The organism is Deinococcus metalli (assembly GCF_014201805.1).
Lineage (GTDB): Bacteria > Deinococcota > Deinococci > Deinococcales > Deinococcaceae > Deinococcus > Deinococcus metalli.
Genome location: NZ_JACHFK010000018.1, coordinates 52,800 through 69,042 on the forward strand (window position 1 = coordinate 52,800; position 16,243 = coordinate 69,042).

Annotated in this window: 19 protein-coding genes; 7 read left to right on the forward strand and 12 right to left on the reverse strand. The window is 68.5% G+C overall.

The features are described 5' to 3' along the window. Window positions 1-63 precede the first annotated feature (63 nt). The 9 genes from HNQ07_RS22330 to HNQ07_RS22370 all read right to left on the reverse strand — a co-directional run bounded on the left by HNQ07_RS22330 (window position 64) and on the right by HNQ07_RS22370 (window position 8,873). Window positions 64-2,763 carry a tyrosinase family protein gene (locus tag HNQ07_RS22330; protein WP_184115953.1) on the reverse strand — a complete coding sequence of 900 codons (2,700 nt, stop codon included), beginning with the start codon at window positions 2,761-2,763 and terminating at the stop codon, window positions 64-66. Window positions 2,764-3,011: 248 nt separating this feature from the next. Next, the gene (locus HNQ07_RS22335; RefSeq protein WP_184115955.1) at window positions 3,012-4,226 is read right to left on the reverse strand and encodes an MFS transporter; all 1,215 of its coding nucleotides are present in this window, start codon (window positions 4,224-4,226) and stop codon (window positions 3,012-3,014) included. Further along, window positions 4,223-4,669: a universal stress protein gene (locus HNQ07_RS22340; protein ID WP_184115957.1), complete on the reverse strand. Its 447-nt coding sequence runs from the start codon at window positions 4,667-4,669 to the stop codon at window positions 4,223-4,225. The genes HNQ07_RS22335 and HNQ07_RS22340 overlap by 4 nt, the downstream gene beginning before the upstream one ends. A 66-nt stretch (window positions 4,670-4,735) precedes the next feature. Continuing rightward, complete coding sequence (locus tag HNQ07_RS22345) at window positions 4,736-5,209, reverse strand: YeeE/YedE family protein (protein ID WP_184115959.1); 474 nt, start codon at window positions 5,207-5,209, stop codon at window positions 4,736-4,738. Then, window positions 5,206-5,781 (reverse strand): YeeE/YedE family protein, encoded by a 576-nt coding sequence (locus HNQ07_RS22350; protein ID WP_184115961.1) that lies wholly within the window; start codon window positions 5,779-5,781, stop codon window positions 5,206-5,208. Before HNQ07_RS22350 ends, HNQ07_RS22345 begins: the two co-directional genes overlap by 4 nt. Window positions 5,782-5,849: 68 nt before the next feature. Continuing rightward, on the reverse strand, window positions 5,850-6,665 hold the full coding sequence (locus HNQ07_RS22355) for a sulfite exporter TauE/SafE family protein (RefSeq protein ID WP_184115963.1): 816 nt from the start codon (window positions 6,663-6,665) through the stop codon (window positions 5,850-5,852). After that, window positions 6,662-6,979: a rhodanese-like domain-containing protein gene (locus HNQ07_RS22360; protein WP_184115965.1), complete on the reverse strand. Its 318-nt coding sequence runs from the start codon at window positions 6,977-6,979 to the stop codon at window positions 6,662-6,664. The genes HNQ07_RS22355 and HNQ07_RS22360 overlap by 4 nt, the downstream gene beginning before the upstream one ends. Before the next feature lie 130 nt (window positions 6,980-7,109). Beyond that, on the reverse strand, window positions 7,110-7,460 hold the full coding sequence (locus HNQ07_RS22365; RefSeq protein ID WP_184115967.1) for a rhodanese-like domain-containing protein: 351 nt from the start codon (window positions 7,458-7,460) through the stop codon (window positions 7,110-7,112). A gap of 18 nt (window positions 7,461-7,478) precedes the next feature. Further along, a complete protein-coding gene (locus HNQ07_RS22370; RefSeq protein ID WP_184115969.1) occupies window positions 7,479-8,873 on the reverse strand; it encodes an MBL fold metallo-hydrolase in 1,395 nt (464 codons plus the stop codon). A 105-nt stretch (window positions 8,874-8,978) separates the two neighbouring features. Between HNQ07_RS22370 and HNQ07_RS22375 the strand changes: the two genes are divergently transcribed. The 6 genes from HNQ07_RS22375 to HNQ07_RS22400 all read left to right on the forward strand — a co-directional run bounded on the left by HNQ07_RS22375 (window position 8,979) and on the right by HNQ07_RS22400 (window position 12,412). After that, complete coding sequence (locus HNQ07_RS22375; RefSeq protein ID WP_184115971.1) at window positions 8,979-9,353, forward strand: rhodanese-like domain-containing protein; 375 nt, start codon at window positions 8,979-8,981, stop codon at window positions 9,351-9,353. A 7-nt stretch (window positions 9,354-9,360) separates the two neighbouring features. After that, entirely contained in the window at window positions 9,361-10,152 is a 792-nt protein-coding gene (locus HNQ07_RS22380; protein ID WP_184115973.1) for a TlpA family protein disulfide reductase, read from the forward strand. Further along, entirely contained in the window at window positions 10,149-10,418 is a 270-nt protein-coding gene (locus tag HNQ07_RS22385; RefSeq protein ID WP_184115975.1) for a metal-sensitive transcriptional regulator, read from the forward strand. The genes HNQ07_RS22380 and HNQ07_RS22385 overlap by 4 nt, the downstream gene beginning before the upstream one ends. A gap of 34 nt (window positions 10,419-10,452) precedes the next feature. Further along, window positions 10,453-10,920, forward strand: a complete 468-nt coding sequence (locus tag HNQ07_RS22390) for a putative iron-sulfur cluster-binding metallochaperone (protein WP_184115977.1) — start codon at window positions 10,453-10,455, stop codon at window positions 10,918-10,920. A gap of 248 nt (window positions 10,921-11,168) precedes the next feature. After that, on the forward strand, window positions 11,169-11,723 hold the full coding sequence (locus HNQ07_RS22395) for an RNA polymerase sigma factor (RefSeq protein ID WP_184115979.1): 555 nt from the start codon (window positions 11,169-11,171) through the stop codon (window positions 11,721-11,723). Continuing rightward, complete coding sequence (locus HNQ07_RS22400) at window positions 11,720-12,412, forward strand: anti-sigma factor (RefSeq protein WP_184115981.1); 693 nt, start codon at window positions 11,720-11,722, stop codon at window positions 12,410-12,412. Before HNQ07_RS22395 ends, HNQ07_RS22400 begins: the two co-directional genes overlap by 4 nt. Window positions 12,413-12,505: 93 nt before the next feature. Here HNQ07_RS22400 and HNQ07_RS22405 read toward each other — a convergent pair whose 3' ends face one another. The 3 genes from HNQ07_RS22405 to HNQ07_RS22415 are packed head-to-tail and all read right to left on the reverse strand — an operon-like array spanning window position 12,506 to window position 15,383. Next, the gene (locus HNQ07_RS22405; protein WP_229832291.1) at window positions 12,506-12,955 is read right to left on the reverse strand and encodes a CHRD domain-containing protein; all 450 of its coding nucleotides are present in this window, start codon (window positions 12,953-12,955) and stop codon (window positions 12,506-12,508) included. A 38-nt stretch (window positions 12,956-12,993) separates the two neighbouring features. Then, a complete protein-coding gene (locus HNQ07_RS22410; RefSeq protein ID WP_184115992.1) occupies window positions 12,994-13,716 on the reverse strand; it encodes a cupredoxin domain-containing protein in 723 nt (240 codons plus the stop codon). Window positions 13,717-13,727: 11 nt separating this feature from the next. Then, window positions 13,728-15,383, reverse strand: a complete 1,656-nt coding sequence (locus HNQ07_RS22415; RefSeq protein ID WP_184115994.1) for a beta-propeller fold lactonase family protein — start codon at window positions 15,381-15,383, stop codon at window positions 13,728-13,730. A 207-nt stretch (window positions 15,384-15,590) separates the two neighbouring features. Between HNQ07_RS22415 and HNQ07_RS22420 the strand changes: the two genes are divergently transcribed. Further along, a partial coding sequence (locus HNQ07_RS22420) for a TolB family protein (protein WP_184115996.1) occupies window positions 15,591-16,243 on the forward strand: 653 nt, incomplete at its 3' end.

The following is a 16,243-nucleotide window of genomic DNA, read 5'->3' on the forward strand; positions in this document are numbered from 1 at the left end:
GGAGGCCTACAAGCGTGACACGGGCCCCCAGGAACTACCTGGGGGCCGTCGTGTCGTGCACCGTCAGCGGATGACTGATCCCTCGTGGGGCGGCGTGGGCCGGCAATAGGCTTCGACGCAGCGCAGTATGGCTTTTGCGTCCATGCCAGCCTTCTTCAGGAACTCCCGCAGGCCTGGCTCTCCCAGCAGGCAGGCAATCAGCTCACACAGGCGCTCGTGGCCGTCCCCGCCGTCCCCCGGCGTGACGGGCCGGTCGCCACCCTGGAAGACCGCGCCAGTGAGCAGCTGCTCGCGGGTGAAGGGCAGGCCACGCAGGGTGTACCCCGAGGCCACCACCCGCACCCGGTACAGCCCAGCCACGGCGGCGACCGTGCTCACCTCGAAGAGACCAGGCTCGACCTCCGCGAGTGACAGGCTGGCCAGAGAGCCGTCCGGGCGCTCCAGGTGCGCCGTGACGCGCGCGCGCCGGGCGACGGGAATGCCGTACTCCCGCAGGGTCGCCCGCACGGTCAGGGTAGCCCCTGGCTCCAGGCTGCTCTGCTCAAGCCGCGCATCCAGACGGAGGTTCGAGAAGGAGTGGACGTTCAGGCTGTACCCCACCCCGTGTGCAAGGGCGCGCCGCAGGCGCACGGGGTCATTGTCGAGCCTCCCCAGCGCCTTCTTGAAGTCCTGCTCGTCGACCTCGAGCAGCGCATACCACGTGCCACCGTGGGCACCAGCACCGACCGGCGCGGGCAGGGTCAGCCGGTAGTAGCTCAGCGCCTCGCCCTGCGCAAAGGTGCCGCCGAAGCCCGTGACGATGCCAGGATCCAGGACGTCTCCGTCGGGGGTCTCCAACCGCATCTGGATGGCCGGCAGGTCATGCAGCAGGATCGGCGTGGTGTCGATGTCCGCGTCCGTGAGGGTGAAGGGCAGGCGCAGCTTGTCGCCCGGCGCGAGGAAGCCGGTTGGATCCAGCACGACGCTGGTGTTCGTCACCCCTGCCAGGATCTGCAGGAAATACTTCGTGAGCCGGAAGTGGTCGTCGAGGCTGGCGCTCAGCAGCCCGGTGAGCAGCAGGTAGCCACCCGTGCCGTTGCTCAGCGCGCGGAGCGCCGCCGTGCTCACCTGCGTTTCACTGCCCAGGCCGATGGCAAACGTGCGGCTGTCGATGGCGCCCGCCACACTGGCGATGCTGGCCGGCTGGTTTTCCAGGCCGTCTGTGAAGACGATGATCGCCTTCTGGTCGAAGCCCGTCAGGGGCGCGAGGACATTCCGCGCGGCCTGCACGCCGTCCCCGATCGAGGTGGCCCCGGCGGGATTGGTGGCGTGCGCCAGCACCGCGTTGCGCGCCTGGATGCGGTTGGCGTCGAAGAGCCCACCGGTGCCGATCGGAACGACCGGCAGGCCCGGGAAGGGGCCACCGGTCACGGGGTAGGCGTCGGTGTCGAAACGGACGAGCCCGACGCCGTTGTTCGGCTGGATCACGTCCACGAACTGCGACGCGGCCTCGCGCAGTACCTGGATGCGCCGCGCGCCGGTCGTGCCGGCGAAATCGTCCATGCTTCCGGACTGGTCGAGGGCCAGCATGACCGCCACGGTCGGCCGGGCGATGGTGTTGCCGCGCAGCGTGAAGGTGAAGGTCTGGTTGTTCTCCACGCAGCGGATCGTGACGGAACCGGTCGGCGCCACGCTGCCGGCCGTCGTCCCCGTGAAGCCGAACCAGAAGCGGACCTCCTCGTACGGCCGTGGATGGTGGTGCACCGTGAGGGAGCCGCTCGGTGGCGACAGCACGCTGTACGGCGCGCCGGGCGCGGCCGAGACTTCCAGGGTCACGTCGCCGCAGGCGTACACGTGGAACACGCTGGCGCGGGCGGCCGTCTCACCCTCGGGCACGTCGTTGAAGTTGATGACGCCGGCCGGATTCTCGACCTCGAGGATGGCAAACACGCTCGCCAGCGTGTCGTAACACGGCGGCGCAATGATGGACAGGTCGTCGTAGCGCTTCGGCACCTGCTGGTTCTCGGGCGGCGCCCACGGGCGCAGGCCCTGCCCGCCGGACCACGGCTCGACGTTGTCGAGCAGCGATCCGCTCGCCGCGTCGAGGCCATAGACCTGCGCGGGATCAAGGCGCCAGGTTTCCCCGGGCTGCGTCTGCCACGTCGCGTAGAGCCGATCCATGTTCGAGTGCAGCAGGAACACGAAGGGATCATGGAAGGAGAAATGCGCGTTCCCGATGGAGCCGCCGATGTGACCGTGCACCGTGTTGTGGGCGCTCTGCAGCGCGGCGTTGAAGGCCTGGAACTGGGTCGGGTGGGGCTGGCCGTCGCTCGCGTGAATGATGTCGTGGTCGGACTGGATGCCCGGCGCGCCCGCCTGCACCGCCCGCCAGATGAACGCATGACCCGGCTCGGTGCTCTCGAACGCCGCGAAGGGCGGCCCGGCCGGGTCGCCCGCGCCACCCATGAACTGGGGCGTGAGCAGTGGGTGCGGGTCGGTCGTCCAGTCCCAGTAGTGCAGCGAGAGATCGGGATCGACCTCACGCAGCAGGCCCTCGAGGCGGTTGCACAGCTCCCGGTGCCAGGGAATGAACGCCGGGCCGCTGTGAACGTCGGTGCCGCCAGCGTGACCAGATTTGTGGATCTCCTCCTGCTTGTCCCAGTACGTCACGCCGTCTGGGTACACCTTGCTGGTGTCGAGTGCGAGGAACGCGGCGAGCAGCCGGTCGCGTTCCTCCTGGGGAAGGGTGGCAACGTTGCGGCGAACTCCATCTCCTATAGCCATGACAAACCCTCCTGCGACCCTCTGGTCGCTGGACACGTGAGACGGACGGTGGCTGGCTGGCCTGCATGGGATGAGGGTGCCCAAACGACCAGGACGCGCGCCCCGGCCCCTCACCGAAGTGGAGGACGATAGTGGCCTACACGTGCCCGGCAGCAAGCGCCGTCGACAATCCCGGACTCACCGTACCCAGTGGCTATGATCACGGCGTGATCAGCCCGACCTTGGAAACTACAGCGGTCCGGGTCTCGTCAGTCGGAACCCGAAAAGCGGGTCGCAGCCACCACCATGCCCGAAGCCAGGGTCAGGACAGCGACGATCCCGATGGCCCAGGGGTAGCCCAGCCAGTCGGCGAGCACGCCGGCCAGGAGCGCTCCCACCGCATACCCTAGGTCACGCCAGAACCGGTAGATCCCCAGACTGCGCGCCCGCACGTCCGGCGACACCTCGTCGCTGATCAGGGCAATCAGGGTGGGATACACCATCGCCGTGCCCAGGCCGAGCAGGGTCGTCGCTCCCACCCAGCCGGGGAACTTCGGGACGAGGAGCATGCCCGCGAGGGCGACGGCCTGAAGGATCATGCCCCACACGATCAGCGGTTTGCGGCCCAGGCGATCTGAGAGCGGCCCAGTCACCAGTTGCATCACGCTCCACACCAGCGGGTACAGGAACTTCAGCCACCCGATCTCCTGGATTCCCAGTCCCAACGCCGCGAAGTACAGCGGGAAGATTCCCCAGGCCATGCCGTCGTTCAGGTTGTTCACCAGTCCCGCCTGACTCCCTGCGAACAGCCGCCGGTTACGCCAACTGGTCTCGCGGAAGAGGTCGAGGAAGCGGGCCTGCACACCGCTGACCGTCAGGCCCTGGGTGAAGTGGCGGGTGTCCCGCACGAACAGCGCGCTGAGGGACAGGCCCAGCAGGACGTAGCCCACACCCAGCATGAACGGCACCGGTCGCAGCCCGTAGGTGCTGGCCAGGTACCCGGTGGCCAGCGCCGTCAGGCCCACCGCGAGATACCCGGTGAACTCGTTCAGACCCACGGCCAGTCCCCGCTGCCTCGCGCCGACCAGGTCGATTTTCATGACGACCGCCATCGACCACGTGAGGCCCTGGTTCAGTCCCAGCAGGACGTTGGCCAGCAAGATGGTGTTCCAGTCGCCGTACATCAGCATGAAGGGCACGGGGAGCGCGATCATCCACCCGATCACCAGCATCGGCTTGCGGCCATAGCGGTCGGCCAGCACCCCAGATACGAGATTCATCAGGGCCTTGGTGATACCGAAGGTGACGATGAAGCTGGTGGCGACGGCGCTCTGGGTGAAGCCGAATTCCTGGGTGCCCACTAGGGGGAGCACGGTGCGTTCCAGCCCGACCATGCCCCCGACGAAGGCGTTGATGAGGGCCAGCAGGGCGAACTGTGGCCAGTTCTCCAGCAGCCCGTGCCGGGGCGCGGCGACGTGGCTCATGGCGAGTGGCGGATCAGCAGCACCGGCACGTCAGCGGCGTGGACGACCCGCTCCGCGACACTCCCGAGAATGAAGTGCGCCAGGCCGGCGCGGCCGTGGGTGGCCATCACGATCAGATCGGCGTTCAGGGCGGCCGCCTCGCGGAGGATGGCGTGGGGAACGTCGAGGCCCAGGGCGGGACGCTGCAGGGCGAGCAGGGGTGCGCCAGCGGCATCCAGTTGCCCATCATGGAGCGCCGCCTCCCCCTGTCTTGCCCAGGCCTGTTCGGTCTGCTCAGCGCTCACGCTCAGGGCGGTGCCGCTGCTCAGTTCCCGGTGGGCATCGGGAATGATGTGCAGCAGCGTGAGCGTGGCGTTCAGGGTGCGGCTCAGGCCGGCAGCGTGGCGCACCGCTGCGTGGTCGATGTCGGTGCCGTCTGTGGTCACCACGATGTGCTGGTACATGCGCGTCTCCAAAGGGGCCTCCGGGACAGGCGCCGGAGGAGGTGCCGCCCTGGGGCGGCAGGGCCGTCAGTGTGGCAGGTGGTCGCGCAGCACGCCGTACAGCCACGTGCCGGCCAGGGCGGCGACGAGCACGACCAGCATGGCCCACACGCCGCTGCCGAGCAGGCTCAGGATCGGACCGGGGCACACGCCTGCGAGCCCCCAGCCGAGGCCGAAGGTCAGGCCACCGAAGACGTAGCGACGCCACCCGCGTTCCTTGGCGGTGACGGTGATGACCTGCCCACCGAGGCTGCGCGCGCCCAGACGGCGCAGCAGCGCGGTGGTCAACATCCCCGTCACGACGGCCGAGCCGATCAGGCCGTACATGTGGATGGATTCGAACCGGAACATCTCCTGGATGCGGTACCAGCTCGCCGCCTCGCTTTTCACCAGCACGACACCGAAGTACAGGCCCGCCAGCAGGTAGACGACGAGCCCCAGTGCAGGGCGCGCCGCAGTCGGGGCGCGGTCGTGCACGCCAGGAAGAGTGGAGGGCGTCACCGGATCACCGCCATGAACACCGGCAGTAGCAGATTGGCGCTCAGGATGCCGCCCGCGAAGAACGACGCGGTGGCAATCATGCTGGGGCCCTGTAGGGTGCTCAGGCCCGTGATGGCGTGCCCGCTGGTGCAGCCGCCCCCATACCGCGTCCCGAAGCCCACCAGCAGCCCGCTGACGGTCAGGAGCAGCCACACGCCGGGGCGGCTCAGGTCGGTCAGTGCTGCTAGCACCAGGCCCGGCTGCACCGTGACGCCCAGGTGCTGCACCGACTGGACAGCGGCGGCGCTCAGCCGGGTGGGCTCTGGGTTGGCGAACATCAGGCCGGCGAGCAGTCCCCCCAGAATCAGTCCAGCCGCAAACATCAGGTTCCACGCCTCGGCGCGCCAGTTGTAGCGGAAGAAGCTGGGCTTGACCGCGTCGGGCAGCAGGATGGCGCAGCCGTGCCGGAGGTTGGCGGAGATGCCAAAGGACTTGTTCCCAAGGAGCAACAGCAGGGGAACCGTCAGCCCGATCAGGGGGCCGGCGACGTACCAGGGCCAGGGCGAGCGGAGCAGGTCGAGCAGATCAGTCATCGGGGAACCTCAGGAGAAAGGGCCCGGAGGAGGACATCCCGCGGGCCAGAACGAAGAGGAGGACGTCGCTAAGGACGGTCGTGGGCCGGGGGCAGGGACGCGTGGGCGGCCAGCGGTGGGGACAGCACGCGGGGGACGTTGGTGGCGAGGACATACGCGCCCATGACGACCAGGAACACCCCGAAGCCGCGGCGCAGCGCCGGGCCGCTGACCCGCGTGCCGATCCGCGCGCCGAGGGCGCTGCCAAGGATGCCGATCACAGCGAAGGTGCCAATAAGTGCCCAGTGCAGGTGCGTCTCCCCGGCCAGGGCGTGCTTGAGGAAGCCGGTGGCGGAATTCAGGGTGATGATCACCAGGCTCGTCCCCACCGCGAGCTCGATGGGCAGGCCACCGAGGAAGACCAGCGCGGGGATGATCAGGAAGCCGCCCCCCACGCCGACCAGGCCGGTCAGTACACCCACGCCCAGTCCCTGCAGCGCCACGGGCAGGATGCCGGCCAGGCCGGATCTGGGCACCTCGGGCACCCGGCACGTCACCGGCGGCCGCAGCATGAAGATGGCGGCGAGCAGCATCACGACCGCGAAGATCGACAGCTGCACGACCCCCGGAACGAAGTGGCTGAGCGTGGTGCCCAGCGCAGTCCCGACCACGCCCGGCAGCCCGAACACCAGCACGCTGCGCCACGCGATCCGCCCGGCGCGCGCGTGGGGCAGCAGGCCGATCGCGCTGATCGCGCCGACGATGGCCAGGCTCTCCGTGATCGCGAGTTTGGCCGGCTCACCGACAAGGTACACGAGCACCGGGACGGTCAGGATGCTGCCGCCGGACCCGAGCAGACCGAGCGACAGGCCGATCAGCACCGCCCCGAGCCACGCGAAGATCACGGCTGGGTGCCGGCCTTCACCTCGCGGCCCTCGCGCATCCAGCCCATGGTGCCGCCGGTCAGGTTCATCAGGTCGGCCACCCCCTGGGCCGCCAGATAGGTGGCGGCCTGGGCGCTGCGACCGCCGCTCAGGCAGGCGATCACGGCCGGGGACTGGATCTCGCCCATGCGGGCCGGCAGTTCACTGAGGGGGAGGTTGATCGCGCCGGGGATGTGGCCCTGTTCGTACTCGTCGCGTTCACGGACGTCGTACAGGGTCGCTCCAGCGCGAAGTTTCGGTTCGAGTTCAGCGGTGAAGATGTCCTGGTAGGTCATGGGGGGGCTCTCCCTGGTGGCGTTGAGACACAGTTCGGTAGCTTCCAGACACAGAACCGAACTGTGCAGCGGTCGTCGTCAGGGAACATCCAGGAGCATGCCGGATGTTCCGGGGATGGGACGGTCGGGATCAGTGGCCGGCGTTCGTGGGCAGGCCCGCGGCGCGCCACGCGCTGATGCCGCCGCTGAGGTTGCGGGCGTCCAGTCCGGCGTCCGTGAGGAGGCGGGTCGCCTGGGCGCTGCGCATGCCGCTGGCGCACTGACAGACGACGGTCTTGCCGTTCGGGAGCGTCGCGATCCGGTCTGGCAGCTCGTCGAGGGGAATGTTCACACTGCCGGGGATCGACAGGCGCCGGCGTTCGGCAAGGCTGCGGACGTCCAGCAGCAGTGCGCCGGACTCAATGAGGGACTTGGCTTCCTGCGGGCTCAGCGATGGCAGGTCCTGGAGGCCGCTGATGAGCTTCTTGAAGAAGGTGATCATGGTGCACTCTCCCTCGACTCAGGCGGTCTGCAGAGCCGTCTGGGCGTGTGACCAGGCGTCGTAGCCGCCGGCGAGCTCGGTAACGTGGAAGCCCTCAGCGCGCAGCAGGCTGGCGGCGGCGGCGCTGCGCGCCCCGCCCTGGCAGTGCACGACGATCTCGCGGTCACGCGGGAGAGTGTCCAGCGCCCACGGCAGCCGTCCTGCATGAAGCTGGCGTGCGCCAGGCAGGTGGCCCGCGTCATACTCGGTCTTCTTGCGGACATCCAGGATCAGCGCGCCGACGTGCTGCGGCAGTTCGTCCACTGGGATCGGCGCGGCGGGCGCGGCGTCCAGACCTTCGGCCGTGGGGATGAAACCCACCACCTGGTCGAGGCCCACCATCCACAGCTGCCGGCGCAGGGTCTCTGCCCGACTGGCCGGAGCCAGCAGGATCAGCTTGCGGCCGGGCGTGAGCAGCCAGCCGGCCCAGGTCTCGAAGGTCTTGCCGTCCGGCAGGTTGACGCTGCCGGTGGGTGCGGCGGCCTGGTGCTCTTCCCTCGGGCGGGTGTCGATCAGCCGGGCCCCCGCGGCCAGCCGGGCGCGCACGTCCGGCGCGGACAGTGCGGGCAGGGGAGCGACGGCCTCCAGCAGCGCCGGGCCGTCCCGGTTCTCGGTCTTCATGCGGCCGTAGTAGCGCGGCGCGTCGGGCTGGCCGGCGAGCAGTTCGTCCGTGAAGGCCTGCTCGTCGCCGGCCTCCACCAGTGGCGCCCACCAGCTCAGGGCGCGCTCGTAGCCGACCGTCGTGGCGGGCACCGCGCCGAGCGCCTTGCCACAGGCGCTGCCGGCACCGTGACCGGGCCACACCTGCACGTAGTCCGGCAGGGGCAGGAACTGGCCCTTGAGCGAGGCAAACAATTGCGCCGCGCCGACAAAGCGGGTGTCCTGGCCGCCGGCGGCCTCGTCGAGCAGGTCAGGCCGGCCCAGGTCGCCCACGAATACGAAGTCGCCGGTCAGGATCAGGCTGGGCTGCTCGCCCCGGGGGGTATCGGTCACCAGGAACGACAGGCTCTCCGGGGTATGGCCGGGGGTATGCAGCGCCTGAATCCGGACGTTGCCGACCATGAACGAGTCGCCGCCGTGCAGCTTTATTTGGTTCCCATCGTCGTAGGTGTACTGCCAGCCGGAGCCGCCCTCGTCCGAGAGCAGCAGCCGGGCTCCGGTCTGGGCCGCCAGCTCGCGGCTGCCCGAGAGGTAGTCGGCGTGGATGTGGGTCTCGGTGACGTGGGTCACGCGCAGCCCCTGGGCCCGGGCCTCGGCGAGATACTGGGTGACGTCGCGCACGGGATCGACGACCAGGCACTCACCGGTCTTCTGGCAGCCGATCATGTAGGAGGCCTGGGCAAGGTCAGTGTCATAGAAGCGGGTGAAGTACATGGGCCCTCCTGGGGGTGACTTGAAGTTAAATCCCCCCGGGGTATACTGTCAAATACCCCAGGGGGGTAATCGGAATGACTGATGGGTTCTATAAGGAGCGCCGATATGAAGACCAGTGCACCACTGCTGCTGATCGCTACGTTGCTGGCTGGCTGCGCTCCACAGGCCATCACGGGCTACACCACCGTGACCGTGCGGGAACTCAAAACCGCCTATGACGCCGGGGCCTACGTGCTGGATGTCCGCACGCCCGCCGAGTACGCCGAAGGACATCTGGCGCGGGCCGTCAACCTGCCGCTGGATCAGGTACAAGCCCGCGCTGGCGAGGTGCCCGCTGACCGCCCGGTGTACGTCATCTGCCGCAGCGGCAACCGCAGTGCCCAGGCCAGCGCCATCCTCACGATGGCCGGCAAGGACGTGCGCAACGTCGGCGGCGGCATGAACGACTGGATCGCGGCCGGCTATCCCGTCACGAGATGACGCGGTCGTGATCACCCATCTGGACGGTATCGTTCTGGGGCCGCTGAACCTGAGCTGGAGCAGCCTGACACTCGCGCTGGGACTGTTGACCTGGTTCGGCGTGGCGCGCTTCCCGGGTGCGCAGCGCGCGGCGCTGGTGACACTGGTGGTCGCCCGCCTGTGGGCGGCGCTGCCCGGCCTGGATGACGCGCGCCCACTGGCCGAGCACCTGCTGGACATCGTGGACGTCCGCCGGGGCAGCTGGGCGTGGGCTCCGGGGCTGGGGGCCGGGCTGGTGACCCTGTGGTTCATCCAGCGGCGTCCCACGGCGGGGGTGATCCGCGCCGTCGCCCTGACCGTGCTGGCCGCCACCGTTCCCCTGGTGCTGCGCCCGGTTCCCGCTGCCACAGCTGCCACGCTGCCCTCTACCGCCCTGCCCCTGCTGGCTGCCGGGGCCGCCCTGACCCCGCCCCCCCTTCAGGCCCTGCCGCGACCCGGCGTGGTGAACTTCTGGGCCACCTGGTGCCCGCCCTGCCGGGCAGAATTGCCGTTGCTGGCCAGCGCCATGGCCCAGGGGGAACCCATTGCGCTGGTGAATGTGGGGGAATCTGGGGCGGACGTGCAGGCATTCTTGCGTGACCACCGTCTGGATGTGGACAGCTGGCTGGGTGGCGAACGTTTTAGTGTTCCGCTACAGGTCAGCGGTTTTCCAACCACGCTGGCCGTGAACGCAGCTGGCCGGATCGTCGCCCGTCACCTCGGCCCGTTGAGCGGCGCGCAACTCCAGTCTCTGCTGGCCCTGGCCAAGGGTGCTCCATGACCGGCGGGCAGCCAGACGCCGCCTCTGATCAGCTGCTCCTCAACCGGCTGCGGCGCATTGAGGGGCAGGTGCGTGGCCTGCAGCGCATGGTTGAGGAAGGCCGCGACTGCCACGAGATCCTGACCCTGATCTCCGGTATCCGCAGCGCCCTGGACGCCTCCGGCAGCGCGATCCTGGAACAGTACGCCTCAGGCTGTCGCCCCGGCTCGGGCGACGCCATCACGCCCCAGGACGTGGTGCGTGCACTGCGACTGCTCCGGCGATGACACCGGCGTGCCCGATCACGCTTTATCCTGAGCTGTGACCTCCCAATCCACCGGCTCCTTATCTGTTGAGGCCACCCAGTGCCCCGTGTCCGGAACCCGGGGCAGGGCAGTCAAGACCGTCACCCTCAAGGCGCTGCTGACCCCAGGAGCGCTGGCCCACCTGGACGCCGGGGCCGCCTTCCAGTTCTGCGCCGACCCTGCGTGTGAGGTGGTCTATTTCAGCGCGCAGCAGACCTACGCCACGACTGATCTGAAGGGGCCGGTGTTCCAGAAAGCGCCGGAGAGCGTCGTGCCGGTGTGCTACTGCTTCGGTCACACCCGCGCCGAGGTTCGGCATGCTGCCGAGACGGGCTCCGGGGAGACGCTGCTGGAGACCATCACCGGACACATCCAGGCTGGACGTTGCGGCTGCGAGGTGAACAACCCTCAGGGCTCCTGCTGCCTGGGCAACGTGCGGGCGGTCTTGAGGTCAGCATCACACCTGGCCTCTCCTGCACCCTGAATCCAGCCTGGGTGCAGGGCAGCACCCAGGCTGCGGGCTGACTCCCATTGAGCTGCCACCGGTCATCACTGACACTGGACGTCCAAGGACGTCCAACGTTCGCTTCAGCAGCGGGCAGATTCACCTCCCAGCCGGAGCGGTGCATCCAGACGGATCTCTGCGCGCATACGTGAGATATGCCTGTCCTCCCCGCCGCCTTCCCTGGGTGTCATGCCCCGGAATGGCGGCCGGTGCGGCAGACTGCAGTCATGCCCGTCACCCTGCCGCCCGGCCTGGAGTACCAGCGGCTGATCGTGCAGCTCCAGCATGGACAGGAGGGTGCCCTGAAGGCCCTGTACGACGCGCTCGCTGGCGTGACCTACCGCGTGTGCCTGCGGATGCTGGTTTCCCCGGAGGACGCTGAGGAAGTCCTCCAGGACACCTTCCTGCGCCTGGAGGCCCAGGCCGGACGCTACGATCCGGCGCGCGGCACGGTGCAGACCTTCGTGTTGACCATCGCCCATCACCTGTGCCTGGAGCGGCTGCGTGCCCGCCGCGCCCGGCCACAGGCCCAGGACGGCGCGTTCGACGATCCGGCGTTCGACCTGCCAGCACCTTCCCCACCGCGCGATCCCCTGGATCAGGCCCTGCTTGGCACCGCCCTGAGCTCGCTCCCGGATACCGACCGGCTGCTGCTGGAGGACATGTTCTTCGGCGGGTACACCCACGCTGAACTCACGGCCCGCACGGGGTTGCCCCTGGGCACGGTGAAAAGCCGCCTGCGCCGCGCGCTGCTGAATCTCCGCGGAAGGATGACCCCATGATCCACCCGACGGAACTGCTGCCCGGGTACGTCCTGGGTGACCTGGACGCGCCGGAGTTGGAGAGTGTCGAAGCGCACCTGACCGGCTGTGCCCCCTGCCGCACCGAGGTGGCCCGGCTGCGGGACGCCGTGTTCTCGCTCGCCGACGACCTGCCCGAGGCGGCCGTGCCCACCGGCACCTGGGAACGCCTGCAGGCCCGCCGTACCGCCGGGGCGATCCAACATCCGACTCAGCCGACGCCCACAGTGGTGCCCCGCCTCCACCGCCCGCGCTGGCCGTGGTTGGCGGCGGCCGCCGTCCTGGTGCTGGCCCTGAACCCCCTCACGATCCGCCTGATGACGCCACCGTCGCCGCAGACCACCGCTGAGCGGTGGGAGGCCCAGGGCGCGTCCCGGCTGACCCTCGCGTCGCCGGACGGTCGGGCGTTCGGTACGCTGCTGGTGCGGTCGGACGGACAGGCCCTGGTGATTCTCACCCGGCCGGCGCCGGCCGGGCAGGTCTACCAGGCGTGGGGTCGCACAGGCAGTGGGACGGGCGCCCGCGTGCCGGTCAGTCTGGGGCTCACGGGCGGCACCGTCCTGCAGGTGGGCTGGCGGGGCTACGCGTCCGTGGGCATCAGCGTGGAACCCGCCGGGGGCAGCCCGGCCCCGACCCGCCCGCTCGGCCGGGTGGCGCTGCCCGGCGTGTAGACCCGAGGCGGTGATGGGCACGGCCACAGGCGGCCAGTGGACTCATCACAAGAGCGGCCCCCACTCTCGTGGGGGCCGCCCCGCCTCGGGCGCTCAGCCCTTGGTCATCTTGACCGGGGCGCAGATCGGCACGACGCTAGGGTCACTGGCATAGTGGACGTTGATGTACGCGCCCATATCGCCCGCGATCTTGGCCATGTCACCGCTCACCGTGACGGTCGCGTTGCCGCTGGCGTCCGACATGAAGTTCGGAAAGCCCAGCGTCACCGGCCCGTTGGACGCGCAGGGATCCGTGCTCGACGCAGGCCCGAAGGCGTGGTAATGCGCGATATACGCCTTGCTGGGCGTCAGGCCGCTCACCGTCAGGGTGGTGCTGACCATGCCGCCACTCATGGTCGCCACGGCCTTGCCCATCGCAGCGGGATCGGCCGTGTTGGCGTTGTGCTTAAAGGTGTAGGTGGTGCCGCCAGCGCCCATCATCATGCTGCACGAGCCGAGCAGTGCGGTGGTGGCCATCCCCAGAACGATCTTGTATACGAACATACTGTCCTCCATGGTGCGTGTCCTGCGTTGACTCCGCCTCAGCGGTTGGTCACAGTAATCGTGGCGCTCATGCCATCGTGGTACGAGCAGTAGTAGGTATAGGTGCCGGGGGTCTTGAAGGTGTAACTGTACTTGTCCCCTGGCCGCAGGTCTGGCGACTTCAGGTCGGCCACTGTCAGGGACAGGACGTTGTGGGTGACCTGCCCGGTATGGAGCCAAGTCACGGTGGTGCCCGCTTTGATGCTCAGCGTGGCCGGCTGGAAGCGGTTGTCAGCAATGTTCACCGTCACGCCGGCGATGGTGGTGGGCGCGGCGGTGACCGGCGTGACCGCACCTTTCAGGACGGCAGCACACAGGGGAACGTCGGTCAGGTCGGACGCCCTGTGGACGTCGACATATGCCCCCAGCGGGCCGCGCAGGCGCGTGGGATTGGCCCGCAGAGTCACCGTGGCCTGACCCTGCGCGTCCGTTCTGAAGGCCGGGAAGCCCAGGGTGATGGGGCCACCAGACGCGCAAGGCGCCCCGCCTGCCGAACCCAGGGCATGGTAATGGGCGGCGTAGGCCGTGTTGGGCGTCAAGCCACGCAGGGTCAGTACCGACAGCGACAGGGCGGACGACACCGTGCGCACACTGAGCTGTCCAGATGCGCCAGCCGCCGTACCGGTGGCCAGCAAGGGGAAGGCCTGGGAGGTCTGCGTCTGGGCCACGGCGGGCATCAACAGCAGGGCGGGCACCAGCGCGAAGTGAATGGATCTGAACATCTGGAGTCCTGTTAGCGCGTGAGGGGGCTGGTGGCCGCTGCGTCGTTGCTGTCACTCAGGATGGCCGGGCCGGCGTTCAGATCGGTGTCGAAGGGAGACACGGCGTAAGGCTGACCCTGATCGGCGAAGAGCTTCGCGGTCGTCTGGGGGTTCTTCGGCCAGACCACCAGGTGGTCGAGGTTCACCTTGCTGGATCTGATGGCCGGGCCGTCCGGCTTGCCGTCCTTGGCCGTGCCGCGCAGCGTGAAGGCGTCGAAGATGCTCGCCATGGCGTTCGCCTCGACTTTCCCCTTCGCGTCGGCCTTGAAGTCCATCACGTGCTGCATGAGGCCGAAGGGAGCCACCGGCGACTCGGTCAGGAACAGGGTGTACTGAGCGCCGGGCGTGAGGCCCTCGGCCTTGAGGGTCAGGTCGTCCGTTCCTTCCAGTGACCGGATCACCACGTTCCCCGCGACGCCCTTCAGGGCGGCCGGCAGGAACGCGAAGGGCTTGTCGGGCACGCCCAGCTTGATCTTCACCGACGGCAGACCCACCCGCACGGTGTTCAGGTTCTGGGTGCCCGCTCCGCTGGGCACGGCATTCGCCACGTACACCAGCGCCTGTGGCATCTGCCCGATCGGGATGGTCTTGATGACGGTGTTGCTGGCCGTGTCGATCACGTCCACCGCGTCCTGGTCTTCCAGGCCGACGTACACCCGCGTGTTGTCACCACTGGGCCAGATCCCGTGCGGGGTCATACCGGTGGGGATGGTCGCCACGATCTGCGGCTTCGCGCCCCGTTTGATGACCTTCACGACGTTCTCACCGCCCACGGTGACATAGATGAAGTCGCCGGCCCCAGTACTCACCGCGTTCACGTGGTTGGTCACCTTGCCGGTGTCGAGCACGTGCAGCACCTTGAAGGTGCGGGCGTCGATGGCCGTGACCTTGCCCACGTCCTTGTGGGTCAGCCACACCTCCTTACCGTCGGGCGTGACCACCAGGTTGGGCGAAAAGGGACTGACAACCGGCACGCGGGCGATCACCTTGTGGGTAGGAACATCGATCACATCGAGCTGCGCGGTGCGGCTGGAGTCCACGAAGGCGCGCTGTCCGTCCGGGCTGAAGACGACCATGCCCGGCCCCTGGGCAACCCTGATGCGCCCGGTCTCCTTCAGGCTCGCCACGTCGATGACCGAGAGGTAGTCCTCACCGCGCACGGTGACCCAGACCTGCTTGCCGTCTGGGGTGAAAAAGCCCTCGTGCGGGCCGCGCCCGGTGTATACCGTGCCCATCACGTGGTTGTCGCGCGTGCGGATGATGGTCACACCGTTCGAGGCGTTGCTGATGACGCTCAGATACCGCCCGTCGGGTGAGAACCCCAGGCCGTGGACGTTGACCTGCATGTCGTCGAGCGCTCCGAGTACTCCGGGCCGGGGGTGGCCCAGCGGGATCTGGCCTACGACCGTATTGGTGGCGGGATTGATGACCGTCACCGTGTTGGACGTCTGGTCGGCGGTGTACACCCGGTCGCGGGAGGACAGGGCGGGGCCGTTCAACGTGGGCGGCTGCAGTACGCCCTGAGCTCCGCCGCCACTGGCGTGCTGGGCGAGGGCGAGGGCACCGGTCACGCTGGCGGTGAGCAGGGCGGCGAGGGCGGGGCGGGATAGATGTGGACGCTGGAACATGACGGCCTCCAAAAACAAGGGCTGGCTCTGCGAGGGGCGGGGAACGGCTGGATGGGTGCCTTCATCACCCGTATGCGCCGCCTCCAGCTCCTGGATGCCACCAGCACTTCACCGAAGCTTCACGGTGTCACGTGCCGGCATCCTCGAAGTGAAGGTCACGCGACGTCCTGCTGATCTGCCGGCTCCGGGCAACCGGTACGCTCAGCCATGCCTGCCTTTAATGCTCCGCACCCCATCACGCAGGGTGCAGGAACCGATCTGCGTGCGAATTGGACACCTGACGGCCAGTGGATCGTCTTTGAACGCTTGCAGGATGGTCGTCGGCGGTTACACCGTGTGCATCCGGATGGATCAGATCTGGAGCCGCTGGCGCTGGAGGAACCTGACGGCTCGGACAGCACTGGCCGTCCTGCGTTCTTCGCGCCCAACGATGTCGTCTTCGTCAGTGATCGCCTGGGCCGCACGGCCCTGTTCCGGGAAACTCAGGGCCAGGTAACGCCGCTGCACGCCAGTGAGCAGCCATGTTACGGGCCGGCCCTGGGCACCGCCGGCACCTGGCCGCTGCTGTACTTCCAGTCGGACGGTTCAGATGCGACGCACATCTCCGCGCTGGGGCAGGATGGGCAGGTGATCCGGCTCACCCACACGATGGGCGTACAGGATCAGCCGTGGCCTTTCCCGGACGGACAGAGTTTCGTCTATCACGCACGAGAGGATGGACGACATGTGGTGTGCCTCCAGTCCGTGCAGGCCGGGGCTGCGCCCGTAGTCTTGAGCGATGCGGATGAGGAGACCGCCTACGTGACCCCGTTCCCGTCGCCGGACGGCCGGTGGATCGCGTTCACCTCGGCCCGGGGGGG